This is a genomic window from Pseudomonas sp. UBA5666 (assembly GCF_002420785.1).
Lineage (GTDB): Bacteria > Pseudomonadota > Gammaproteobacteria > Pseudomonadales > Pseudomonadaceae > Aquipseudomonas > Aquipseudomonas fulva.
In genome coordinates, this window is record NZ_DIIQ01000013.1 from 58,378 (window position 1) to 78,705 (window position 20,328).

Here is a 20,328-nt window from a genome sequence, read left to right on the forward strand (position 1 = left end):
GGGCATTGGTCAGTGGCAACGCCAAACTACATTACAGTTAGATGCGTGATGGCCAGTGTACTGGCATTTCTAACGTAAATGATATTCCTGTGCAGAAGCGGTGATCAAATCAGAACAAGCCACCCAGCGAGGAAGGCTGCCAGTTCATGATCACCAGCTCGCCAGTCACCTCCGCTTTACCCTGCCGCTGGTTCGTGTTGGTGTAGCGGATATCCAGATACTCGAAATGGAAGCCGTCGAAGGCACGTCTGATATCCGGGTGGTCGTTGATGCTGACCATCACCTTGCCCTTACATTGGCGCATGAAGTCGGCCATGCGCTCGTACTCCTCGAAAGGGAAGTCCACGCCATAGCCCGCGGTCTGCCAGTACGGAGGGTCCATGTAGAAGAACGTGTGCGTTCGGTCATAGCGTTCGGCGCACGCGAGCCAGGACAAGTTCTCGACGTAGGTGCCGGCAAGACGCTGCCATGCGGCGGACAGATTTTCCTCCATGCGCAGCAGGTTGATGGCCGGCCCCGTGGTGGCAGTACCGAATGTCTGCCCAGTGACCTTGCCACCGAAGGCGTGCTGCTGCAGGTAGAAGAAACGTGCAGCCCGTTGGATATCAGTGAGGGTTTCGGGGCGCGTCATCTTCTGCCACTCGAATATCTGCCGAGAGCTGAGCGCCCATTTAAACTGGCGCACAAACTCCTCGAGGTGGTTCTGCACAACGCGGTAGAGGGTGACCAGATCACCGTTGAGATCGTTCAGCACCTCCACCGGGGCGGGCTGGGGACGCATGAAGAACAACGCGGCACCGCCGGCGAAGACTTCGACATAGCATGCATGAGGGGGAAAGAGTGGGATCAGGCGGTCGGCCAGGCGGCGTTTGCCACCCATCCAGGGGATGATTGGAGAGGTCATAGGCGTGCAAGTCTTTACTGTATAGATAAACAGGTGTTAGGCTCGCCGCGCTTTGTGCACAAGGCAGAGGCCACGGCTGGACTTGCAGGAAGGGTCTGCGGGTTCGGTGGGCCGGGCTGGATGTTGACGCATCCTTCCCGGCTCGCCTCTTTTACTGCTTGGTGATTTCGCGGACGTAGGCCTGGCAGGCCTGCAAGGCGATCAGTCCTCGGTCGCCTTCATCGGTGATGGCGATAATTCGTTGAGCATGCGCTGGGTCAAGTTAGGCGCGTACGGCGCCAGGTACCACGCCTCCGGTGCCGGCGGTTTCTCGCACCCCACCGTCACAACCCGAGCGGGCAACGGCTCCTGAGTCGACAAGGACTGACAGCCGCAGATCAGTGGTAGCAAGCCGGTCACGCAGGCGAGCTTGAGTTTGTTGAGCATCTTGCATCTCCTGCCAGTGGTTTTGTGCCTGGGACCGCAGACGGACTTCAAGGGCGCTGCGGGCTTGCTGTTGTTCAGCCAGTTGACCGAGCGCGGTGGCTGCCGCCCTCTCCCGCTCCAGGCTGTTGATACGATCTTTCTCTGCTAGCTGCTTGCCGTAGTCGTCGGCCTGATCAGCGAGCTGCGCGTTGTATGCGTTAGCCTGCCAAACCCAAGCTGCTCGGGCGCCAACCGCACAGGCGAGCAGCAGCGCCGCGACAGCCAATAGGCGGGAGACCCACCCGTTCACTGCAGCACCTCAAGCGCTCGAGCGTAGATGGCCTTTCGATCCTCCAGGCCATTGGTCCCGCCATTGATGCGCTTGGTGATGGCCAGGAGGTCACCCTTGTCGGCCAGGCTGTTAAGGCCCTCCTTCTGCCAGAACCAGCCTGCAGACATTGATGCGTAGACCGGGTGCTCAAGCAGCCCTGGCGTATTCAGCAACCGGCTATCTCCGAACAGTGCTTCGCTACAAGCTTCATAGTTGGAGCGGCCAGTCACTTGAATCAGCCCTCGGCCGCGATAGAGTTGGCCATCACCATCCGGCTCAGGCCTGTTGCCAAGCCGTTGAGCCGGGCGACCGATGTCGTACTTGGACAGCTACTTGTCATTGCCGAGTTCGCGAACGTACTGCAGCTGGCCCGACTTATGGCCGATCTGAGCCAGGAACGCGGCCATGCGCAGTCGCGCAACGATGGCGTGCTTGCCCATGGTGGCGTTGAGGCCGGGAACAAAAACGCCGGCTTTGCGGCCGGCGTTCGGGAGGATCTGTAACAACTGTTTCTCGTTGATTGCCTGGTTGCTGAACCGCTGGCTGCACCGCAGGAGTGTCATTGACCGGCAGGAGTTGGCTTCGGACATCTCGGTCAATTCGGTTTTCCTCATGCCGGGCCGGGACGGACGCTTTGCTGGGGTCAGCCGACTCGGCTAACAGCGCCTATGTCGCCTGGACATCAACTTTGCCAACCTCGGTAAGCACTAGCCGATCCTGGCTGGCAAGCTTGGAAACATAGGATTTTGACCATCCGCGCCTGGCGGCGAATTCCGATTTCGTCAGGTATGTAATTGCTCAATGTGCAGTTTACCCAATGAATCTAAGGGGTTAACCAGTTCACCGCAGTTCACTAAGCTGGTGCACCTCCCGCTAACGAAGAACCGCGGGTTCCCAGTCCCGTACTCTGGTCAGGTTGCCAGGGTCCCCGGCTCTAGCCTGCAGTCCGTGGACCTACGGTGTTTTCGAAGCATCAGCAACCCGGCACCACTGGCCACGTGGCTTCTCTTGGTAACGGCCCGTGGCCTACGCCATTCTAAACGCCTCTACAAGCACATCTTTAGGGGTTTCCTCCAAGGTCTTCTGCCAGTAATGTCGCGCACGCGACAGGTCGCAGTCCCGCCGAACCTGCATGTCGATGTAACGCATCACCTGCTCACATGATTGAGAGCACGTTTTCTCTACTTCAGGAGTCAAGGACATGACCACCTCCAACATCCAACAATTTGATGAGATCACCGGACAAGTACTCGGGGCTCTGTACGAAAACTTTCCAGTTCCACGCCATTTACTGATCGAGCAGTTCATTGAAACCGGTTACACCTTCCACGAACAAATGGGGATGGACATTGCTAACGAGCGAGGCGAGTTCTTCATAGCCTGTATCGAGTGGTTGTCCGAATCCGGATATCTTCGTTTCAAAAATCAATCTCATGGCAGCGGGTTTCTGAACGCAGTTTTGACCGCCAAGGGCCTGGAAGCTTTAAAAGCCGTTCCGGAAAGTCTCACCGCAGGCCCACCTTTGGGCGACCGACTCGTTGACGCCACTAAGAGCGGAACCAAAAGCATTCTTGGGAGCTTGGCGGGCGAGGTGCTTTCGGTGGGCTCCCGTCTCGTAACTTTACACTTTGGGGTCCCGGGATAACTCACTGCCTGTTACCGGTCGGATCACTGCCCCGGTTCCCCGGCCTGGGGCGGCGCCTGCTCGAGGCCCAACCGCTTGGCGACCCAGCGCTCATAGAGATTGATCGCCACATCGGCGCCGGCCATGGCTGTTAGGCAGCCGACCACCGCCGCAGCCCACACCGAGACACCCAGGGCATACAGCAGCATGTTGGTCGACAGCCCGCAGGTGACGCAGGCACCAGACCGCAATGCCAACCGGCGAACCAGCTCCCACCCGCGAGCGCCTGCTTTGTCGGCCCGCCACATTTCTCCAGAAACTCCGCCGGCCAAGGACAGCACAATCACCATCCAGATCGGCAGTTCGGCTAAAGCTGGTTGCTCATTTGTCATACGGGAATCCAAAATCCACCGATGTGGATCAATTTAGTGAGGTTATACAATGGAAAGCTTGCTGGCTGTGCTGAGCACGCTCGGTTCAATCGGTACACTGTTTGGGGGGTTGGTCGCGTGGGTATCGCTGAGCGGGAACCAGCGTGCAGAGCTAAGAAGGATCCTGAAATCGCTGTGGGAGCACTCAACCAAGATTGTTCCCGTAGTTCTAGCCGCGATCACATCTGGCTATTTCGTGTGGAATATTTATCTTTTCGGATCGGCGGATGGTGCTCCAACCCGGGGCGAACTTCTGCTACTTCTTGTGAGTATCTGGAATGCAGCCTGTTACTTCTTAGTCGGATTGGTACTGTTCATGATTTGGCTGTCCGAACTCTCGAAGAAAGACTTTCCTTTGCAGGCTCAGACTTGATGCTACAGGCAGGGAAGCCGCCAACTGGCGGCTCCTCAATACAACAGTGACGGACTTTTAGATCGTGACCGCTGCCGACCCGAAGCTGCCCTTCGCAGCGAGCGGCAGTGTAATACAGTCCTTAGACTGGCGCACCAAAGGTACGAACCATGAAGCGATTAAAAGACCTCACGAGGTCCTCCAACCACACTTCGATTAATCGCACTGTATTAACGTCTCCATTCTTTACAAACAGTGTGTTTACAGTTAAGTGATCAACTCCGATCAGGTTATAAGCTTCGGCGACTGGCAAGTGATGAGCAAAAGAATTTCGAAGGTCGGTCAGCACTGTGAAGAACATCGGATCCTCTTCCCGCATATTGATCAAATGCGTTCTGGTTGGTCCAGCCGGTGCGCTGTCGATTTCGTTGACTCCACGCACTCTAATAACATGATCTTCAGCAAATTTTTGCCCCGCTCCTTCGAGGCGAATCCATTCGTTCATGAAAATTTCATCGACTACCCGTTTCATCTGAAGCACTAAGTCTTCGGTGGCGATTTTTTCGTAGACGAGATCATAAGGAAGAACCGATTGTGCGCGTTCCTGGTAGAGATGGATAACCTCTTCGAGGCGCTTTTGCATATAGGCAAGCCGACCTGAGATTGCCATTCCGACGATCATTGGAGCTATCACTCTAGGAATGCCAGGATACTTTAAGAGTTTGTAAGCAGGATATTGGATGACACTGAACTTCCCAGTCATGGGATTCCCAAGCACCGGCTGGTCTCGGACTATAGCCGGGCGCCAGAAATTGTTAGCGGCTATCGTCCAACCTTGTTCTTCGCTGATAAACACAGCTATTAGCTCATTCTTGACATCGAATGATGGCGGTGCTTGCAACGTAGCAGACCCCGGTACCAGTGGTTGGCCAGTGACTTGACAAACGTCTGCCTCATCAGCGCCGAGGTAGAACTTGTCGGTTGGATCGAAGTGATAAACGAAAGTCTTCATAAGAAATGGCTGTCCTAGCTTCAGTAACCCTCATAGTATTTGAGCTGACCGCAGGAGTCGCTGACTGCCTTCGCCATGCGTGCAATATTACCGTCACAACCATGAGATAGATCGCGGTGGTGAAAGTCGATCATACCCTCGGCCAACTACGACAAGCGCGACAGGCCCGGCTTGTTGATAAGCCCTCGTTCATCGCGATCCTTCGCCCATGTCTAGTTGATCCCACGCCTGACCAAACTGAAAGATAAGCCTAAAGATTCAAAGCACGGAACGTATGCTTTCCAGATTGATTTTCGAATGAAGGGCAGGTTTGGGTCGATTCCTCCCCTTCGTGAGGGCAGCTTAGGGTCGAAAGCTGCCAGCAATGATGGCGTACGCTTGAGTCAGCCAGCTATGTAGCCCTTCCGCCCAGAGTGACTTGAGCCTGGACAATCTGCTCCAGCCAGACCTACCCCTTGTACCGATCTCCGCGCCCGCGCAAATGCATATACCGCCGCATCGAGTTCCAGTCTCGATGCCCAGACACACTCGCCACTCTCGGTATATCCCAGTCCATCTCAAACAGCCGACTCACCCCCTCATGACGCAGATCGTGTAAGTGCAGGTCTTCAATACCTATGAGTCTGCACGCTCTGGCCCAGGCGGTACCGATTGAGTCAGTATTGTAGGGGAAGATTTCTTGACACTCGCTGGGCATGCTCTGCCCGATCTGCCAGGCCTCATCGGGCAAGTGACACCACACGTCGTTGCCAATCTTCTGGCCAGGGTTTTTCATGTCCCGCACCTTGACTGCTTGCCGGTGCTCATCCAGATCTTCCCAGCGAATCCGGGCAATCTCGTCCGTGCGTCGGGTGGAGTAGATCGCGACCGCCATCACCTTCGGCATGTGTATCACTGTCGGCCGGCGCTGCAGCATCTCAAAGAAGTGCTCAACCACGAGATCGAGCTCAGCCAAAGTCGGCCGGCGATCTCGCTCGCGGCTGCGCATGTTGTAGCCGCACTGTTTGAGCACAAGGCGGGCGTCTTTCATCGCAAGGGGGTTCACCTCGTACCCCCAAGCGGCGCGAGGAGTGACAGTACCGAGCCTAAGTGAGCCAAGTCATTGCCAGCAGTTTGCGGCTTCACTGTCCCACCTTCGGAGGCTCATGCGGCACAACGCGTAGTCGACGAGCACCTTCTGTGAGATATCTGAGTCGATCACGTCGCCCAGTGGCCTGCGCTGGATGGCACCAAGCGTGCGGCGCTCGCTCTCACCAAGGGGCCGGGCCTTCTCAGCCCTCAACAGATAACGGTCAACCATGTGCTTGACTGTCACGCCGTCTCGGTTCGCCTTCTCGATCGCCCCAGGCTCATGCAGTTCTGCCTCACGCTTCCTGATCTAAGCCTGGGCTGTGGTCTTTCGGTCGAACGTCTGGCTTTCCTGATAAACTGTCTGGCCCTTCTTCATTATTCGGATCTGCGCGGTGTACGCGGCAGATCCGTCCTTGCGCTTCCTGAGCGTGATGGATCCCATGGTCTTTTGCTACACGGCCGGTTGAGGTTGCTACATTGTAGCAATGGCACTTGGCGAATAAGCAAAAATGGTGGGAAACGGTAGTAAACGAGAGATTTGAAAATGCCCGTGATACCCGCAGAAAGCCAGGCAGCCCCAAGCGATACGGTAGTTAGGAGGTTTTCTGTTGCACCGATGATGGACTGGACCGACCGCCACTGCCGGTTCTTCCTGCGCCTGCTCTCCAAACACACCCTGCTCTACACCGAAATGGTCACCACCGGTGCCCTGCTGCACAACGACGCCCAGCGTTTCCTGCGCCACGATGCCTCCGAGCACCCGTTGGCCCTGCAACTGGGCGGCAGCGTGCCGGCGGACCTGGCGGCGTGTGCGCGGCTGGCCGAGGCCGATGGCTATGATGAGGTCAACCTCAATGTCGGCTGCCCCAGCGACCGGGTGCAGAACAACATGATCGGCGCCTGCCTGATGGCGCACCCGGCGTTGGTGGCCGATTGCGTGAAGGCGATGCGCGACGCTGTCTCGACACCGGTGACAGTCAAGCACCGCATTGGCATCAATGGCCGCGACAGCTATGCAGAGCTGTGTGACTTCGTCGGGCAGGTGCGCGAGGCGGGTTGCCGCAGTTTCACCGTGCACGCACGCATCGCCATCCTCGAAGGGTTGTCGCCCAAGGAAAACCGCGAAGTGCCGCCGCTGCGCTATGACGTGGCCGCGCAACTGAAAGCTGATTTCCCGGACCTTGAGATCGTGCTCAACGGCGGCATCAAAACCTTGGCCGACTGCCATGCCCACCTTCAGACCTTCGACGGCGTGATGCTGGGCCGCGAGGCCTATCACAACCCTTACCTGCTGGCCGAGGTGGATCAACAGCTGTTCGGCAGCACGGCACCGGTGGTCACCCGCACCGAAGTGCTGGCGCAGTTACGGCCTTACATCGTGGCCCATATGCAGGCAGGGGGTGCGATGCATCACATGACCCGGCATATTCTCGGCCTTGCCCAGGGCTTCAAGGGCGCTCGTCGGTTCCGTCAGCTGCTTTCGGCAGACATTCACAAGGCAGCCGAGCCGCTGGTCATGTTCGACCAGGCCGTTGAGCTGTTGCAGGGGCGTTGAAGGCGCTGGCGTGTCACGCAGGCGCCTGCCGGTTGCGCGACACGATGCAAGGCCCGGCCTGAAGGGAACCTGAGGGACGGTGGGTACTCGAACATTCACCTCTCGTACAGCCGGGCCCTTGAGCGACCGTGGGGGCTGGGGTAATGTCGAGTCATTGCACAGGACAGAGCACGCCCATGACTTCCAAGCTGGAACAACTCAAGCAGTTCACTACCGTGGTCGCCGACACCGGTGACCTGGACGCCATCACGCGCCTGAAACCGGTAGACGCCACCACCAACCCGTCGCTGCTGCTCAAGGCTGCCGCCATCCCGGCCTATGCCGAGTTGCTCACGCGCGTGAAGGGCGAGGCCAACGGTGATCTGGACCAGGCCTGCGACATGTTCGCGGTGGCGGTGGGTTCCGGCATTCTCAAAGCCATCCCCGGGCGTATCTCGACCGAAGTGGATGCGCGGCTGTCGTTCGATGAACCTGCCCTGCTGGCCAAGGCTCGCTCGCTGATCGAGCTGTACGACAAGGCCGGTGTTGGCCGGGACCGTGTGCTGATCAAGCTGGCGTCCACCTGGGAAGGTATCCGCGCCGCCGAGAAGCTGGAGAAGGAAGGCATCCAGACCAACCTGACCTTGCTGTTCTCCTTCGCCCAAGCCCAGGCCTGCGCCGACGCTGGTGTGTTCCTGATTTCGCCGTTCGTGGGCCGGATTTACGATTGGCACAAGAAAAGCACGGGCAAGGAGTACACCGGTGCCGATGATCCAGGCGTACAGTCCGTCACGCGGATCTACAACTACTACAAGGCTAATGGCTACGACACCGTGGTCATGGGCGCCAGCTTCCGCAATACCAACCAGATCGAACAGCTCGCCGGTTGTGATCGCCTGACCATCAGCCCGGAATTGCTGCAGCAGTTGAGCGAAGACCAAGGCGACCTGCCGCAGGTATTGAAGCCAGGCAATGCCGGTGAGCCCAAGCGTCATCTGAGTGAGAGCGAGTTCCGCTGGGACATGAACGAAGACGCCATGGCTACCGAGAAGCTGGCCGAGGGCATCCGCCAGTTTGCGCGCGATCAGGAGAAGCTTGAGAGGGTGATGGCTGAAAAAGGCTGATCCAATCAGGGGTCGTCTCGCGGGCGGGAAGTGTTCGACATTTCCCGCCCGTTTTGTTTACAAGTGTTTGGTAGCGGGACCTCTACCCTGCATGCCCTGCAGGCTTATTCAGTGCTGGGGCGAGTGAGTTTTCCTGCACTACTTCTGAACCGGCTCATAAAGGCTCACGGCACTCGCATCCACCTTTTTCGGCAACAGCCCTTCGCGGTAGAACGCATCGGCGATACGCTGCTGCTCGCCCAGGTTCTCTGGCTTGACCGGCTGTACGTCGTAACTGCGCCGGGCGTTGGCCTGCTGCACCGTGGCACTGTCCAGGTTGCCCCACAGCGGGCCAAGGATGCGCGCGGCCTGGGCCGGGTGCGCTTTGGTCCACGTGCCGGCCTCACGCAAGGCGAGGTAGACCTGTTCCAGCACCTCAGGATGCGCTTTGGCATAATCGCTGCCCGCCAGGTAATAGCGCTGATAGCTGGCCAACTCGCTCCCATCGGCCAGAATGCGCGCATGCTGCTGGCGTTGGGCGCTGGCCACATACGGGTCCCACGTCACCCAGGCATCGACCTTGCGGTTTTCGAACGCGGCGCGGCCATCGGCCGGTATCAGGTAGGCGGGGCTGATGTCCTTGAACGTCAGTCCCGCCTGCGCCAGCGCCTGGATCAGCAGGTAATGGCTGCCCGCTGCCTTGGTCACGGCCACGCGCTTGCCCTTGAGGTCGGCCAGGGTCTTGAGGGTCGAATCCGCGGGTACCAGGATCGCCTGAGCGGTCGGCGACGGTGCCTCGCGGGCAAAATACGTAAGCTTTGCACCTGCTGCCTGGGTGAACACGGGCACGGTATCGGCCACATCCGCCGAGATATCGACATTGCCCAGGTTCAGTGCCTCCAACAGCGGCAGCCCGCTTGGGAATTCATGCCACGTGACACGAATGCCCTCGGCCCGCAGGCGCTGCTCCAGGCTGCCGCGGGCCTTGAGCAGGGTCAGCAGGGTCGAGGATTTCTGGTAGCCGATGCGCAGTGTTTGGTCGGCGTTAGCCAAGCTTGGTAGCACCGTACTGGCCAATAGCGCCAGGCAAAGCCTGCGTAGAATGATCACGCTCATCAAGGTATCTCCGGGTCAAGGTTGCGCAGCCAGCTTGGTGCTTTCGGGGACTGTGAAGCCGCTGGCGAAGGTGGGTGCCACGTCAAGGCGCTCAGTCATCAGCCCGTGCGCATGGTAGAAATCAGCTGTCTCCTGCTGAGTGGCGATGGTCTGAGGGTCGATCACCTGCCAGCGCAAATGACGACGCTCAAATTGCAGGCGGGCTGCGTCCTGGGGGAAGCCGATGATGGCGGCCAGGGTTTTCGAGTAACTGTCCAGGTGCTGGTTGGCCCAGACCTGCGCCTCGGCCAGGCGGTTGAGGTAGTCCTGCAGTGCAGCCTGCCGTGCAGGTTCGCTCAACGCCTTGTCGGTCGCGGCGAGGAAGCTGTTCCCACTGGAAAGCCCCCGCCCGTTGACCAGCACCCTTCCCTGCCCGCTGAGTTCAGCCAGCGCGGTGTAAGGCTCCCAGGTGGCCCAGGCGTCTACCGACCCATTGGCCAAAGCGATCTTGGCATCCACCGGCCCGAGAAACCGCAATTGCACGTCCTTTTCGCTCAGCCCTACCTGCGCCAGGGCCTTGAGCGCCAGGTGATGCCCGATGGAGCCTCGCCCGGTTGCAATGCGCTTGCCCTTGAGTTCAGCCGCTGTGCGCACCGGCGAATCGGGCCTTACCAGCAGTGCCGTACCGTAGGGATCAGACTTGTCTACCGCCACGGCCTTGACCGGCGCCCCTGAGGCGAGCACGAACAACAGTGGCGCATCACCGATGATGCCGGCATCGATTGCACCGGCATTGAGCGCTTCGGCGAGGGGCGCCGCCGCGGGGAATTCCGCCCACTGGATGTCGTAGGGTAGATCGCGCAGTACGTCAGCCGCCTCCAGTTGGGCGCGCATGTTGCCCTTTTGGTCACCGATGCGCAGGGTCAGGCGCTCCGAGGCGCTAGCCTGGCCTATCAACAGGATGGCCGCAGCCAGGGTCAGTACTTTCATTCGAATAGACATGGAACGCCTCATCGGCCTGTGGGGCGGCGTCGTGCAGCCCGAGCGGACGACTCTAGCGATTATTTTTTAATAACCTAAATTGATTTTAGGAATAACCTAATATGCATTTTTAGACTTTTGAATGTCGGCCTTAGCATTTCTGAAGATCAGCATTATGCTAATGCCTTATTTTTTTACCTCTCAGGTAAGGGCCGATCATGAAAATCGATGACATGGACGCGTTCGTCGCCGTCATGCGTTGCCAGTCGACCAACCTTGCCGCCGAGGCGCTGCAAGTCACGCAACCGGCCATCACCCGGCGTGTGCAGAACTTCGAGCATGACCTTGGCGCTACCTTGCTCGACCGCAACACCAAGCCCCTCAAACCTACCCCCATGGGGCTGCGGGTCTATGAACAATGCAAAGCGATCCTGCGCGAGATCGACTCGTTGCGCGAACTGGTGGCCAACGACGGCGCGCCGTCCGGAACGCTGCGCCTGGGCGTTGCGCAGACCCTGGGGGACGTGGTGCTGCTCGACGCCCTGGCGCAGATCCGCCAGGCCTACCCGCAACTGCGCACCCAGGTCACCAGCGGCTGGGGTAGCAGCTTGATCGGGCGTATGGAAAACGGTGAACTGGACGCCGCCGCCGCGCTGTTTCCGCCTGGCAAGATTTTTCCCGAAGGAATCGCCAGCCAGTCCATCGCACGTATGCCGCTGAAGGTGGTAGCGGCCAAGGGTAGCGCGAGCAAACGCAGTTACAAGCTCAAGGATTGCTACACCCGCGGCTGGGTACTGAACCCCGACGGCTGCGGCTTTCGCGCTGGGCTGCAACGCGCGCTGAGCGAGCAAGGGCTGAGCCTGTCGATCAACCTGGAGACATTCGGTACTGAGCTGCAGTTGGGGTTGGTCGCCAATGGCCAGGGGCTGGGACTGGTGCCGGAGCCCTTGCTGCAAGCCAGCCGCCACCGCGACTTGCTCGACGTCCTCACCGTCAGTGATTTCAAGCCACAAGTAGACCTGTGGCTTTTTCATCCACGCTACCTGGGTAATCTCCAGGAGCCAGTGGAGCTGTTCGGCGAGGTGGCCGGGCACCGCTTGCAGGGCTGATATGCCCGGCTGTTCGAAAGTTCGGATCACTCGGGTAGTGAATCCCAGCACATTATATGCATTAATCGCATAAAAGTATTTTTATGAAATTCCCTTAACTGATAATTAGCATAGAACCAAAAAGACTTTTACAGGGTTCATCCATACGAATACGGTCTTAAGAAATACACCGTCATTCAGGGATGAAACCCATGAGTCACCCCTCAGGCAGCGCCCTCGCCGAGCTGACGCAGGCCCTTGCGGCCAATGCCGAGCGCTATGACCGCAGCGCTCGGTTCCCTCGGGACAATTTCGAGCTGCTGCACCACCACGGGCTGCTTGCCTACACGGTGCCGCGCCACCTCGGCGGCGGCGGTGCGGACTTGGCGAGCGCTCGCCGAGTGATCAACGCGGTCTCCAAAGGCGACCCCGCCACCGGGCTTATCCTGGTGATGCAGTACTTGCAGCACGTGCGTGCGCATCGGACAGCAGACTGGCCTGAACACCTGCGTCACCGCATCGCACGCGACGCCGTGGAACACGGCGCGCTGATCAATGCGCTGCGCGTCGAGCCTGAACTCGGCACCCCGACCCGCGGCGGCTTGCCCGCCACCTTGGCGCGCCGCACGGCGCAGGGCTGGCGCCTGAGCGGGCGCAAGATCTATTCCACGGGCAGCCATGGTCTGACCTGGTTCCTGGTCTGGGGCCGCAGCGACGACGCCGTGCCTTTGGTAGGCGCCTTTCTGGTACACCGCGACACGCCCGGTATCACCATCGTCGAGGACTGGGACCACTTGGGCATGCGTGCGACCTGCAGCCATCAAGTGCATTTCGAGGACGTGCTGATCCCGCTTGACCACGCCGTCAGCCTCAGCCCGACCAATGCCCCGAAAGCCGAACTCGACGAAGACAGTTTGCTGTGGATGAGCGTATTGCTGCCAGCCGTCTACGACGCGGTGGCACAGGCAGCACGCGATTGGTTGGTGGCATTTCTCACGCAGCGCACACCGTCGAACCTGGGTGCACCCTTGGCGAGTCTGCCGCGTTTTCAGCAGACGGTCGGGCGCATCGATACCCTGCTCTTTGCCAACCAGAGCCTGCTCGATGGCGCCGTCGCCGGGCAGACCGCCGCGCACCATGCCGGGCAGCTCAAGCATTTGGTCAGCGCCAATGCCATCGAGGCCGTGACGCTGGCGGTCGAGGCGGCGGGCAACCCTGGGCTGTCGCGGCACAATGCCCTGGAACGGCACTACCGCGATGTGCTCTGCAGCCGTATCCACACCCCCCAGGACGACGTCGTCTTCAGCCAGGCCGGCCGAGCTGCACTGGCGCAGGTGCAGGCATGAGCCATTCAACGATTGCCAGCCACCTCGACGCCCAGGCCAATCACTACCTGCGCAAGCAGTTGCCGGGTCATGAAGTCATCGATGTCCCACCCGGCCAGCTGAGCCTTGAGGTGGCCGCCGACGTGTTCATCCTGCGCCCGATCAATGTGCGTGGGCAGCGTGTCGACAGCCCGCCGACGCAGTGGCCCTGGGGGTTGAAGTGGGTGCAATTGGTGTCTTCGGGTATCGATCTCTACCCCCAATGGATCTTCGACGGCCCCCCTGTCACCAGCGGCAAAGGCGCCAATGCCGAGCAGGTCGCCGAGTTCGCGCTGGCACTGATGTTCGCCGCGGCAAAGCAATTGCCAAGCCTGTGGGTCAAGGACGCCGACTGGCGCCTCACCGCACTGGCGCCCTTGCGCGGGCGCACCTTGGGCATTCTGGGCTTCGGCAATATCGGCCAGAGCCTTGCTCGCAAGGCCGCGGCGCTCGGCATGCGGGTGGTGGCCCTGAGCCGGCCGGGACAGCCTATCGCCGACATGCGCGGCGTGGCGCGCGTCGATGATCTACGCCAGTTGTTCGCACAGAGCGACCACCTGGTGCTGGCCGCCCCACTGACCCGTTACACCCGCGGGCTGATTGATCGACACGTGCTGAGCGCGGCCCGCCCGGGCTTGCACCTGGTCAACGTCGCCCGTGGCGGGCTGATCGATCAGCAGGCGCTGCTAGCGGCGCTGGACAGCGGAGTAATCGCCCGCGCCAGCCTGGATGTGACCGACCCCGAGCCGCTGCCCGCTGGCCACCCGCTGTATGACCACCCACGCGTGTTTCTGTCGCCACATACCTCGGCCATTTCCGATGAAGGTTACCCGGCGTTTCTCGAAGCCTTCATCGCCAATTTCCACCGCTACCGCGAGCGAGCGCCCTTGACCAACCTGGTCGACACCGCCCGTGGCTACTGATCACCGGAGAACACCTCAATGAGCTCACTGTCTGCCGTCAAGCAAACCCCCAGCAATGTGCGCGAGCGGGTCAGCGCCGAAGAATGGGAGGTGCGTGTCAAGCTGGCCGCCGCCTACCGCCTGGCGGCCCTGTTCCGCTGGACTGACCATATCTACACGCATTTTTCGGCCCGTGTACCGGGCCCCGAAGAACATTTCCTGATCAATGCCTTTGGCTTGCTGTTCGACGAAATCAGCGCCTCGAACCTGGTCAAGGTGGACGTCGACGGCTCCATTATCGACGACCCGCTAGGCCTGGGTATCAACCAGGCCGGCTATGTGATTCACAGCGCCATTCACCGCGCCCGGCCCGACCTCAAGGCTGTGCTGCACACCCACACCCGCGACGGCGCAGCGGTGTCAGCCCAGCGCGACGGCTTGCTGCCGATTTCTCAGCATGCCCTGGCGTACTACAGCCGGGTGGTTTACCACGATTATGAGGGCGTGGCCCTGGACCTGGACGAGCAGCAGCGACTGGTGGCTAACCTGGGCGACAGCAACATCCTGATCCTTCGCAACCACGGGCTGCTGACCGGGGGCATCAGCGTGGAGCATGCATTTCGCGAACTGCATGGGCTAGAGCGTGCCTGCAATATTCAGGTGGCAGCCCAGGCTGGGGGCAACGATCAATTGCTGCATGCCTCGCAGGCGGCCATTGCCAAGGTGCATGAGCAGTCCAAGCGCTTTTCCGATGGCAAGGGCGACGGCATCCAGCGGCATTGGGACGCGTTGATTCGGCAACTGGATCGCGAGGGCCGCGACTACCAGAACTGAAGGCGCCTTGCTGTGCCTGCGCTGAGCCCAGGCTCGCCCGCTCAGGGGCATCCCTGTTCCGACGCTCGACATGCTGTCAGTGGCGACCGGCTCGCTTTGCGCGTGGCCGGATGCCGACGCACTTTTTCTCCTTGAAGGAGCACGCAATGCCCCCACTGCACCACCTGTTCGCCTTTGGCGCCCTGACCCTGGCCCTCACTGCCTGCTCCCCCGGCGATGAAGCCAGTGCTGACAAAACACTCAACATCGCCTTCTGGGGCGACAACACCACCCTGGTCAGCCTCGATCCTTTCCAGGTCTACTGGTTGGAGCACCGTGTGCTGCTGCGCAACGTGGCTGAATCCCTCACCGATCAAGACCCCGATAGCGGGCAGATCATTCCTTGGCTGGCCAAAAGCTGGGAAGTCAGTGCCGACGCCCTGAGCTACACCTTCCACTTGCGTCAGGACGTCACGTTCAGCAATGGCGAGCGCTTCGACGCGCACGCCGTGAAAGCAGCCTTCGACAGCAACAAGGCGTTTGCTGCTCAGTTGCCGGCCACCTTCGGCGCTACCTACCTCGCAGGCTACGACCATGCCGAGGTACTCGACGCCTTCACCGTGCGCCTGGTGCTATCGCGGCCCAATGCAGGCTTTTTGCAGGCCACGTCCACCACCAACCTGGCCATCCTCGCCCCAGCTTCGTACCAGCTGACCGCCAAAGCCCGCTCACTGGGCAACATCATCGGTACCGGACCCTTCATCCTCGATCACTACACACCCGAAGTGGGCGCCCGCCTGGTCAAGCGCAGCGACTACGGATGGCCCTCGGCCAACGTGCATAACCGGGGCGCTGCGCACGTGGACGCCATCAACATAAGCTACATCCCTGAAGAAAGTGTGCGAAATGGCCTGTTTCTTCAGGGCAAGACCGACATCCTGTGGCCGCGCAACCCCTTCTCCGAGGTCGATCTCAAACTGTTCCAGGCCAAGGGCGCCACCATCCAGAGCCGGTCCTTGCCAGGCCCCGCGCTGAACCTCTACCCCAACACCCGTGACAATCGCCTGCTGGCTGACCGAAACGTTCGTCTTGCGCTGCAGAAAGCCATCGATCGCACCAGTTATGCGCACACCGTCTACAACGCGCAGTTCCCCGTTGTCAGCGGCGTGTACGACGTCACCACGCCGTACTTCAAGCCCCAGGCCAACAAGCTCGTCCATGACCCTGCAGGCGCCGAGCAGTTGCTCGACGCTGCCGGTTGGCACAAGGGCGAAGACGGTTACCGGCACAAGAACGGCAAGCGCCTGACCTTGCGCTACAACCTCACCCCGGCCGAAAGCGCCGGTGATGTGCTGGTGCAGGACCAGCTGCGCAAGGTCGGCATCGACCTGAAGCTCAATGTCCTGACCCGCGCCGAGTGGGTCGCGGGCAATGCCGCCGGCAGTTATGACCTGACTTCCACCTACATGACCCGTGCCGACCCGATCATTCTGCAGACCATTCTTGATCCACGTTCGGCCAACAGCGCCACCCTGGCCACCAATACCTACGAGCCGCAAACCCTGACACGGGCACAGGCGCTGTTCGACAGTGGCATCACCGCGACTGACGATGCGCAACGGGCCCAAGCCTACGGGCAGCTGCAAGACCTGCTGATCGACGAAGCCTCGGCCTTCCCGCTGTACGAGCGCGTCTGGCAAGCCGCCACCTCACCCCGGGTCAAGGATTTTCGCTGGACCGCCGAAGGCTTTGCGCTGTTCAGCGACATCGAGGTCAGCCAGCCATGAAGCGCTACCTGATCACCCGCCTGGGTCAGGCGCTGCTGGTACTGTGGGGTGCGTACACCATCACGTATTTCATCCTCTACCTTTTGCCTGGCGACACCCTGACCATCATGCTCAGCGCCTCCGGCATGGAGGCCGATGGCCTGTCACCCGAAGCACTGGCCAAGGCTCGTGCTTTCTACGGGCTGGACAAAGGCCTGTTCGAGCAATACATCGACCTGCTGTGGCGTGCCCTGCACGGTGATCTGGGGCAGTCGCTGTCACTAGGGCGACCCGTTACCGCACTGCTGGCCGAACGTTTGCCGCAGACCTTGGCGCTGGCGGGCTCTGCCATCGTGCTGTCGGTGGTGGGTGGGGTCGGCCTTGCCTACCTGACCGCCTACCTGCAATGGCGACCGCTCAAGACGGCACTCGCCAGGGTACCGTCGCTGGGCTTTTCAATACCCGTGTTCTGGATGGGCCTGTTGCTGATCCAGGTCTTCGCCTTCGCGCTGGGCTGGTTCCCGGCCACAGGCAGCCAAGGAGTTGCCAGCCTGGTGCTGCCGGCAATCACCCTGGCGATACCCAGCGCCGCCGTGTATGCCCAGGTGTTGCAGCGGGGCTTTCAAGGGGTGTGGCAGGAACCCTACATCACCACCGCCTTCGCCAAAGGGCTCAGCCGCGCCCAGGTCCAGGCCCGCCACGGCCTGCGCAACGCCACGCTGCCGCTGCTGACCCTGATCGGCCTGCAGGTCGGCAACACCGTGTCCGGTGCCGTGCTGGTCGAGACCATCTTCTCGCGTAATGGCGTAGGCCGGTTGGCCCAGGAAGCCGTGCTGCGTCAGGACATACCGGTAGTGCTGGCGATTGTCGCGGTATCGGCGGCCGCTTTCGTGCTGGTCAACCTGATCGTCGATCTGCTCTACCCCTACCTCGACCCCCGCATCACCCCTACGGCGAAGGTGAACTGAGATGACCATGGATATTCCCCTGATCGCACCCGACGCCGCCTCGACCAGCGGTGAGCCAGGCGCACCCCGCATCTGGAAACGACGCACGCGGTATCAGCGCGTCCATCGCGCCTTGACGCCGCTGTTGCGCCGCCCTGGCTTCAGCCTGGCGCTACTGATCGTCTTGTTCGCTTTATTCGCAGCGCTGGCACCTCAGCTGCTCACCAGTTTCGACCCCTACGCCACAGCACCCGCCGACAAGCTCACGCCCCCTAACCTGGTGCATTGGTTCGGTACCGACGAGTTGGGCCGCGACCTGTACACGCGGGTGATGTACGGCGCGCGCCTGTCGGTGATGGCGGCATTGCTGGCAGTGGCCATCGCCCTCGTGGGCGGCCTTGGGCTTGGCGTACTGGCGGGGTTTGCCGGAGGACGCCTCGATCCAGCCTTGATGCGCCTGATCGACGTCTTGCTCGCCCTGCCCAGCTTGCTGTTGGCACTGGCCATCGTCACGGCCATTGGCTTTGGCACGGTGCCCGTGGCCGTGGCGGTGGGGGTCGGGATCATTCCAGGCTTCGCCCGCACGACCCGCGCCGAGGTGCTGCGCATCAAATCGCTGCCATACGTCGAAGCGGCGCGCCTTGGCGGCGCCAGTTGGTCACGCACCCTGATGCGCCACGTACTGCCCAATGCGTGGGGCCCGGTGGCGGTACTGGCCACCCTGGACTTTGGCGCCGCGATCCTGGCCACCGCTGGGCTCAGCTTCCTTGGCTTCGGCGCAGCGCCGCCCGCTGCTGAGTGGGGCACGCTGATCGCCAACGGGCGTCACTTTCTCGTCACAGCGCCTTGGGTATCCCTGCTGCCGGGGCTGTTCGTGGTGGCCGTGGTGTTCAGCCTCAATCACCTGGCGCGCAGCGCTGAGGAGCATGCCCGATGAGCCAGCCACCCTTGGTCGAGGTACGCGACCTGATGATCAGCTACGCCTTTGCAGGACAGCGTACCCCGGCCGTGAGCCAGCTGTCCTTCAGCCTGGCCAAAGGCGAAACACTGGCCATTGTCGGGGAGTCCGGCTCCGGCAAGTCGACCCTCGCCAACGCCCTGCTCGGCCTGCTGCCGGTCAACGCCCAGATCGACCAAGGTCAATTGTGGGTCGATGGGGTCGATGTGGCCCAGGCTGACGAGCGCACCAGGCGCCGCTTGCGCGGGCGCACCATTGCCTTGGTGCCGCAGGATCCGATGGTCAGCCTCAACCCAACCCTGCGCATCGGCCAGCAAATCGGCGAGGCACTGGTGTTGGCCCGTGGCCGTCGCTATCCCGGCCTGAACACAGACATACAGGCCCTGCTGGCCCAAGTAGGCCTGGACCAGCCGGCGCTGCGTGCTCGCCAGTACCCCCACGCGTTATCCGGCGGCATGCGCCAGCGCGTACTGATTGCCATCGCGCTGGCCGGCGAGCCCAAGTTGATCGTGGCCGACGAGCCTACCAGCGCCCTGGATGTCACGGTGCAGCGGCGTATCCTCGACCACCTGCAACACCTGACCGCCGAGCGCGGCATCTCGCTGCTGATCATCACCCATGACCTGGGCATGGCGTGCGATCGCGCCGACCGCCTGCTGGTCATGAAGCAAGGCAAGCTCATCGAGCACGCCTCGCCCAGGCAGATCCTGTGGGGCGCGCAGCAGCCCTATACCCGTGAACTGCTGACGGCAGCGCCCGCCTTCGTGTCGCGGCGCAGCGCGGTCTCGCCAACCGGTAAGCCTCCCCTGCTTCGGCTTCACAACATCTGCAAACGCTTTGCCTTGCCTGGGCAGTCCACCCCGTTCACCGCCCTGCACGACCTGAACCTTGCCGTGCACCCCGGCCAGACCTTGGCCATCGTAGGCGAGTCAGGCTCGGGTAAAAGCACAGCGTTGCGTATTGCCTTGGGGCTGGAAACACCGAGCCAAGGCCATGTGGAACTCGCTGGGCAAAACGTCAGCGCATTGAGTTGGCAGCAGTTTCGCCCTCTACGCAGGCGCATCCAATTGGTGCAACAGAACCCGTTTGCCGCGCTGGATCCCCGCTTCACCGTGTTCGACAGCATCGTCGAGCCGCTGGTGTCGTTCGGCCTGGGCAAGGGTGAGGCACTGGAGCGCAGGGCGCGGGAATTGATCGCCAGGGTGCACTTGCCTGTGCATTTCCTTGATCGCCTGCCGCATGAACTGTCAGGTGGCCAGCGCCAGCGCGTGGCCATTGCCCGAGCCTTGGCACTGGCGCCAGATCTGCTGCTGCTGGACGAACCGGTCAGCGCGCTGGATGTGTCGGTGCAGGCACAGATTCTTGCCCTGCTGGCTGAACTGCAACGCGACCTGGGCATGGCCTACGTGCTGGTCTCTCACGACCTGGCAGTGGTGGCGACCATGGCCGACCACGTGCTGGTGCTGCAACACGGGCAGGTCGTCGAACAGGGCCCGGCGGCAGAGGTGCTCGGCCGGCCCGCCAGCGCCTATACCCGGGCACTGATCCAGGCAATACCGGGGCACTCGCGCAGCGTGCTGCCGGTAGCGGTTTAACCACTGCGCCGCGCCCATCCACTGCATTACCCAACGCCCTGTCAAGCCGCAT

17 protein-coding genes and 4 pseudogenes are annotated in these 20,328 nt (G+C 61.1%); 12 read left to right on the plus strand and 9 right to left on the minus strand.

The genetic code is table 11. The features are described from left to right. Positions 1 to 109 precede the first annotated feature (109 nt). The 4 genes and pseudogenes from B2Y33_RS07600 to B2Y33_RS07615 form a co-directional block, all read right to left on the minus strand. On the minus strand, positions 110 to 904 hold the full coding sequence (locus B2Y33_RS07600; protein ID WP_206405849.1) for a DNA adenine methylase: 795 nt from the start codon (positions 902 to 904) through the stop codon (positions 110 to 112). A gap of 151 nt (positions 905 to 1,055) precedes the next feature. After that, positions 1,056 to 1,619: pseudogene (locus B2Y33_RS23200) on the minus strand (lysis protein). Continuing rightward, positions 1,616 to 2,203 (minus strand): annotated as a pseudogene (locus tag B2Y33_RS07610) (glycoside hydrolase family 19 protein). The pseudogenes B2Y33_RS23200 and B2Y33_RS07610 overlap by 4 nt, the downstream one beginning before the upstream one ends. Further along, positions 2,163 to 2,435, minus strand: a pseudogene (locus B2Y33_RS07615) (terminase small subunit); the annotation flags it as partial. The pseudogenes B2Y33_RS07615 and B2Y33_RS07610, both read right to left, overlap by 41 nt. A 406-nt stretch (positions 2,436 to 2,841) precedes the next feature. Here B2Y33_RS07615 and B2Y33_RS07620 point away from each other — a divergent pair. Next, on the plus strand, positions 2,842 to 3,285 hold the full coding sequence (locus B2Y33_RS07620; protein ID WP_206405850.1) for a hypothetical protein: 444 nt from the start codon (positions 2,842 to 2,844) through the stop codon (positions 3,283 to 3,285). A gap of 23 nt (positions 3,286 to 3,308) precedes the next feature. Here the strand turns inward: B2Y33_RS07620 and B2Y33_RS07625 are convergent, their stop codons facing one another. Beyond that, positions 3,309 to 3,656 carry a phage holin family protein gene (locus B2Y33_RS07625; RefSeq protein ID WP_206405851.1) on the minus strand — a complete coding sequence of 116 codons (348 nt, stop codon included), beginning with the start codon at positions 3,654 to 3,656 and terminating at the stop codon, positions 3,309 to 3,311. Positions 3,657 to 3,705: 49 nt separating this feature from the next. Here B2Y33_RS07625 and B2Y33_RS07630 point away from each other — a divergent pair, with 49 nt between their 5' ends. Then, positions 3,706 to 4,068, plus strand: coding sequence for a hypothetical protein (locus B2Y33_RS07630; RefSeq protein WP_206405852.1), 363 nt, complete (start codon positions 3,706 to 3,708; stop codon positions 4,066 to 4,068). 121 nt (positions 4,069 to 4,189) lie between these two features. On the opposite strand, the gene B2Y33_RS07635 is transcribed toward B2Y33_RS07630, so the two are convergent. Beyond that, positions 4,190 to 5,059: a hypothetical protein gene (locus B2Y33_RS07635; protein ID WP_206405853.1), complete on the minus strand. Its 870-nt coding sequence runs from the start codon at positions 5,057 to 5,059 to the stop codon at positions 4,190 to 4,192. A gap of 448 nt (positions 5,060 to 5,507) precedes the next feature. Beyond that, positions 5,508 to 6,572, minus strand: a pseudogene (locus tag B2Y33_RS07640) (tyrosine-type recombinase/integrase). A 102-nt stretch (positions 6,573 to 6,674) separates the two neighbouring features. On the opposite strand from B2Y33_RS07640, the gene dusA reads away from it, so the two are divergent. Together dusA and tal are read left to right on the plus strand one after the other, a co-directional pair. Next, the gene (dusA, locus tag B2Y33_RS07645) at positions 6,675 to 7,685 is read left to right on the plus strand and encodes a tRNA dihydrouridine(20/20a) synthase DusA (RefSeq protein WP_206405854.1); all 1,011 of its coding nucleotides are present in this window, start codon (positions 6,675 to 6,677) and stop codon (positions 7,683 to 7,685) included. Between the two features lie 176 nt (positions 7,686 to 7,861). Then, positions 7,862 to 8,788, plus strand: a complete 927-nt coding sequence (gene tal / locus B2Y33_RS07650; protein ID WP_206405855.1) for a transaldolase — start codon at positions 7,862 to 7,864, stop codon at positions 8,786 to 8,788. 138 nt (positions 8,789 to 8,926) lie between these two features. On the opposite strand, the gene B2Y33_RS07655 is transcribed toward tal, so the two are convergent. Together B2Y33_RS07655 and B2Y33_RS07660 are read right to left on the minus strand one after the other, a co-directional pair. Continuing rightward, a complete protein-coding gene (locus B2Y33_RS07655) occupies positions 8,927 to 9,883 on the minus strand; it encodes an aliphatic sulfonate ABC transporter substrate-binding protein (RefSeq protein WP_206405856.1) in 957 nt (318 codons plus the stop codon). A 15-nt stretch (positions 9,884 to 9,898) separates the two neighbouring features. Continuing rightward, complete coding sequence (locus B2Y33_RS07660; RefSeq protein WP_206405857.1) at positions 9,899 to 10,864, minus strand: ABC transporter substrate-binding protein; 966 nt, start codon at positions 10,862 to 10,864, stop codon at positions 9,899 to 9,901. 197 nt (positions 10,865 to 11,061) lie between these two features. Here B2Y33_RS07660 and B2Y33_RS07665 point away from each other — a divergent pair, with 197 nt between their 5' ends. The 8 genes from B2Y33_RS07665 to B2Y33_RS07700 all read left to right on the plus strand — a co-directional run bounded on the left by B2Y33_RS07665 (position 11,062) and on the right by B2Y33_RS07700 (position 20,276). Beyond that, positions 11,062 to 11,952 carry a LysR family transcriptional regulator gene (locus tag B2Y33_RS07665; protein WP_206405858.1) on the plus strand — a complete coding sequence of 297 codons (891 nt, stop codon included), beginning with the start codon at positions 11,062 to 11,064 and terminating at the stop codon, positions 11,950 to 11,952. Positions 11,953 to 12,143: 191 nt separating this feature from the next. Continuing rightward, the gene (locus tag B2Y33_RS07670) at positions 12,144 to 13,277 is read left to right on the plus strand and encodes an acyl-CoA dehydrogenase family protein (RefSeq protein WP_206405859.1); all 1,134 of its coding nucleotides are present in this window, start codon (positions 12,144 to 12,146) and stop codon (positions 13,275 to 13,277) included. Next, positions 13,274 to 14,218 (plus strand): D-isomer specific 2-hydroxyacid dehydrogenase family protein, encoded by a 945-nt coding sequence (locus tag B2Y33_RS07675; protein ID WP_206405860.1) that lies wholly within the window; start codon positions 13,274 to 13,276, stop codon positions 14,216 to 14,218. The genes B2Y33_RS07670 and B2Y33_RS07675 overlap by 4 nt, the downstream gene beginning before the upstream one ends. Before the next feature lie 18 nt (positions 14,219 to 14,236). Next, positions 14,237 to 15,031, plus strand: a complete 795-nt coding sequence (locus tag B2Y33_RS07680) for a class II aldolase/adducin family protein (RefSeq protein WP_206405861.1) — start codon at positions 14,237 to 14,239, stop codon at positions 15,029 to 15,031. Positions 15,032 to 15,177: 146 nt separating this feature from the next. Beyond that, on the plus strand, positions 15,178 to 16,797 hold the full coding sequence (locus B2Y33_RS07685; protein WP_206405862.1) for an ABC transporter substrate-binding protein: 1,620 nt from the start codon (positions 15,178 to 15,180) through the stop codon (positions 16,795 to 16,797). Next, positions 16,794 to 17,744 (plus strand): ABC transporter permease, encoded by a 951-nt coding sequence (locus tag B2Y33_RS07690; protein WP_145280718.1) that lies wholly within the window; start codon positions 16,794 to 16,796, stop codon positions 17,742 to 17,744. Before B2Y33_RS07685 ends, B2Y33_RS07690 begins: the two co-directional genes overlap by 4 nt. Before the next feature lies 1 nt (position 17,745). Then, positions 17,746 to 18,660 (plus strand): ABC transporter permease, encoded by a 915-nt coding sequence (locus B2Y33_RS07695; protein ID WP_288632816.1) that lies wholly within the window; start codon positions 17,746 to 17,748, stop codon positions 18,658 to 18,660. Next, on the plus strand, positions 18,657 to 20,276 hold the full coding sequence (locus tag B2Y33_RS07700) for a dipeptide ABC transporter ATP-binding protein (RefSeq protein ID WP_206405864.1): 1,620 nt from the start codon (positions 18,657 to 18,659) through the stop codon (positions 20,274 to 20,276). Before B2Y33_RS07695 ends, B2Y33_RS07700 begins: the two co-directional genes overlap by 4 nt. Positions 20,277 to 20,328 lie beyond the last annotated feature (52 nt).

Excerpts from the sequence above, each read along its gene's own strand:
- B2Y33_RS07635 (WP_206405853.1), bottom strand. The coding sequence starts at position 5,059 with ATGAAGACTTTCGTTTATCACTTCGATCCAACCGACAAGTTCTACCTC.
- B2Y33_RS07685 (WP_206405862.1), top strand. The coding sequence starts at position 15,178 with ATGCCCCCACTGCACCACCTGTTCGCCTTTGGCGCCCTGACCCTGGCC.
- B2Y33_RS07675 (WP_206405860.1), top strand. The coding sequence starts at position 13,274 with ATGAGCCATTCAACGATTGCCAGCCACCTCGACGCCCAGGCCAATCAC.
- B2Y33_RS07620 (WP_206405850.1), top strand. The coding sequence starts at position 2,842 with ATGACCACCTCCAACATCCAACAATTTGATGAGATCACCGGACAAGTA.
- B2Y33_RS07660 (WP_206405857.1), bottom strand. The coding sequence starts at position 10,864 with ATGTCTATTCGAATGAAAGTACTGACCCTGGCTGCGGCCATCCTGTTG.
- B2Y33_RS07655 (WP_206405856.1), bottom strand. The coding sequence starts at position 9,883 with ATGAGCGTGATCATTCTACGCAGGCTTTGCCTGGCGCTATTGGCCAGT.
- B2Y33_RS07670 (WP_206405859.1), top strand. The coding sequence starts at position 12,144 with ATGAGTCACCCCTCAGGCAGCGCCCTCGCCGAGCTGACGCAGGCCCTT.
- B2Y33_RS07665 (WP_206405858.1), top strand. The coding sequence starts at position 11,062 with ATGAAAATCGATGACATGGACGCGTTCGTCGCCGTCATGCGTTGCCAG.
- tal (WP_206405855.1), top strand. The coding sequence starts at position 7,862 with ATGACTTCCAAGCTGGAACAACTCAAGCAGTTCACTACCGTGGTCGCC.
- B2Y33_RS07600 (WP_206405849.1), bottom strand. The coding sequence starts at position 904 with ATGACCTCTCCAATCATCCCCTGGATGGGTGGCAAACGCCGCCTGGCC.
- B2Y33_RS07630 (WP_206405852.1), top strand. The coding sequence starts at position 3,706 with ATGGAAAGCTTGCTGGCTGTGCTGAGCACGCTCGGTTCAATCGGTACA.
- B2Y33_RS07690 (WP_145280718.1), top strand. The coding sequence starts at position 16,794 with ATGAAGCGCTACCTGATCACCCGCCTGGGTCAGGCGCTGCTGGTACTG.
- B2Y33_RS07695 (WP_288632816.1), top strand. The coding sequence starts at position 17,746 with ATGACCATGGATATTCCCCTGATCGCACCCGACGCCGCCTCGACCAGC.
- B2Y33_RS07625 (WP_206405851.1), bottom strand. The coding sequence starts at position 3,656 with ATGACAAATGAGCAACCAGCTTTAGCCGAACTGCCGATCTGGATGGTG.
- dusA (WP_206405854.1), top strand. The coding sequence starts at position 6,675 with ATGCCCGTGATACCCGCAGAAAGCCAGGCAGCCCCAAGCGATACGGTA.
- B2Y33_RS07700 (WP_206405864.1), top strand. The coding sequence starts at position 18,657 with ATGAGCCAGCCACCCTTGGTCGAGGTACGCGACCTGATGATCAGCTAC.
- B2Y33_RS07680 (WP_206405861.1), top strand. The coding sequence starts at position 14,237 with ATGAGCTCACTGTCTGCCGTCAAGCAAACCCCCAGCAATGTGCGCGAG.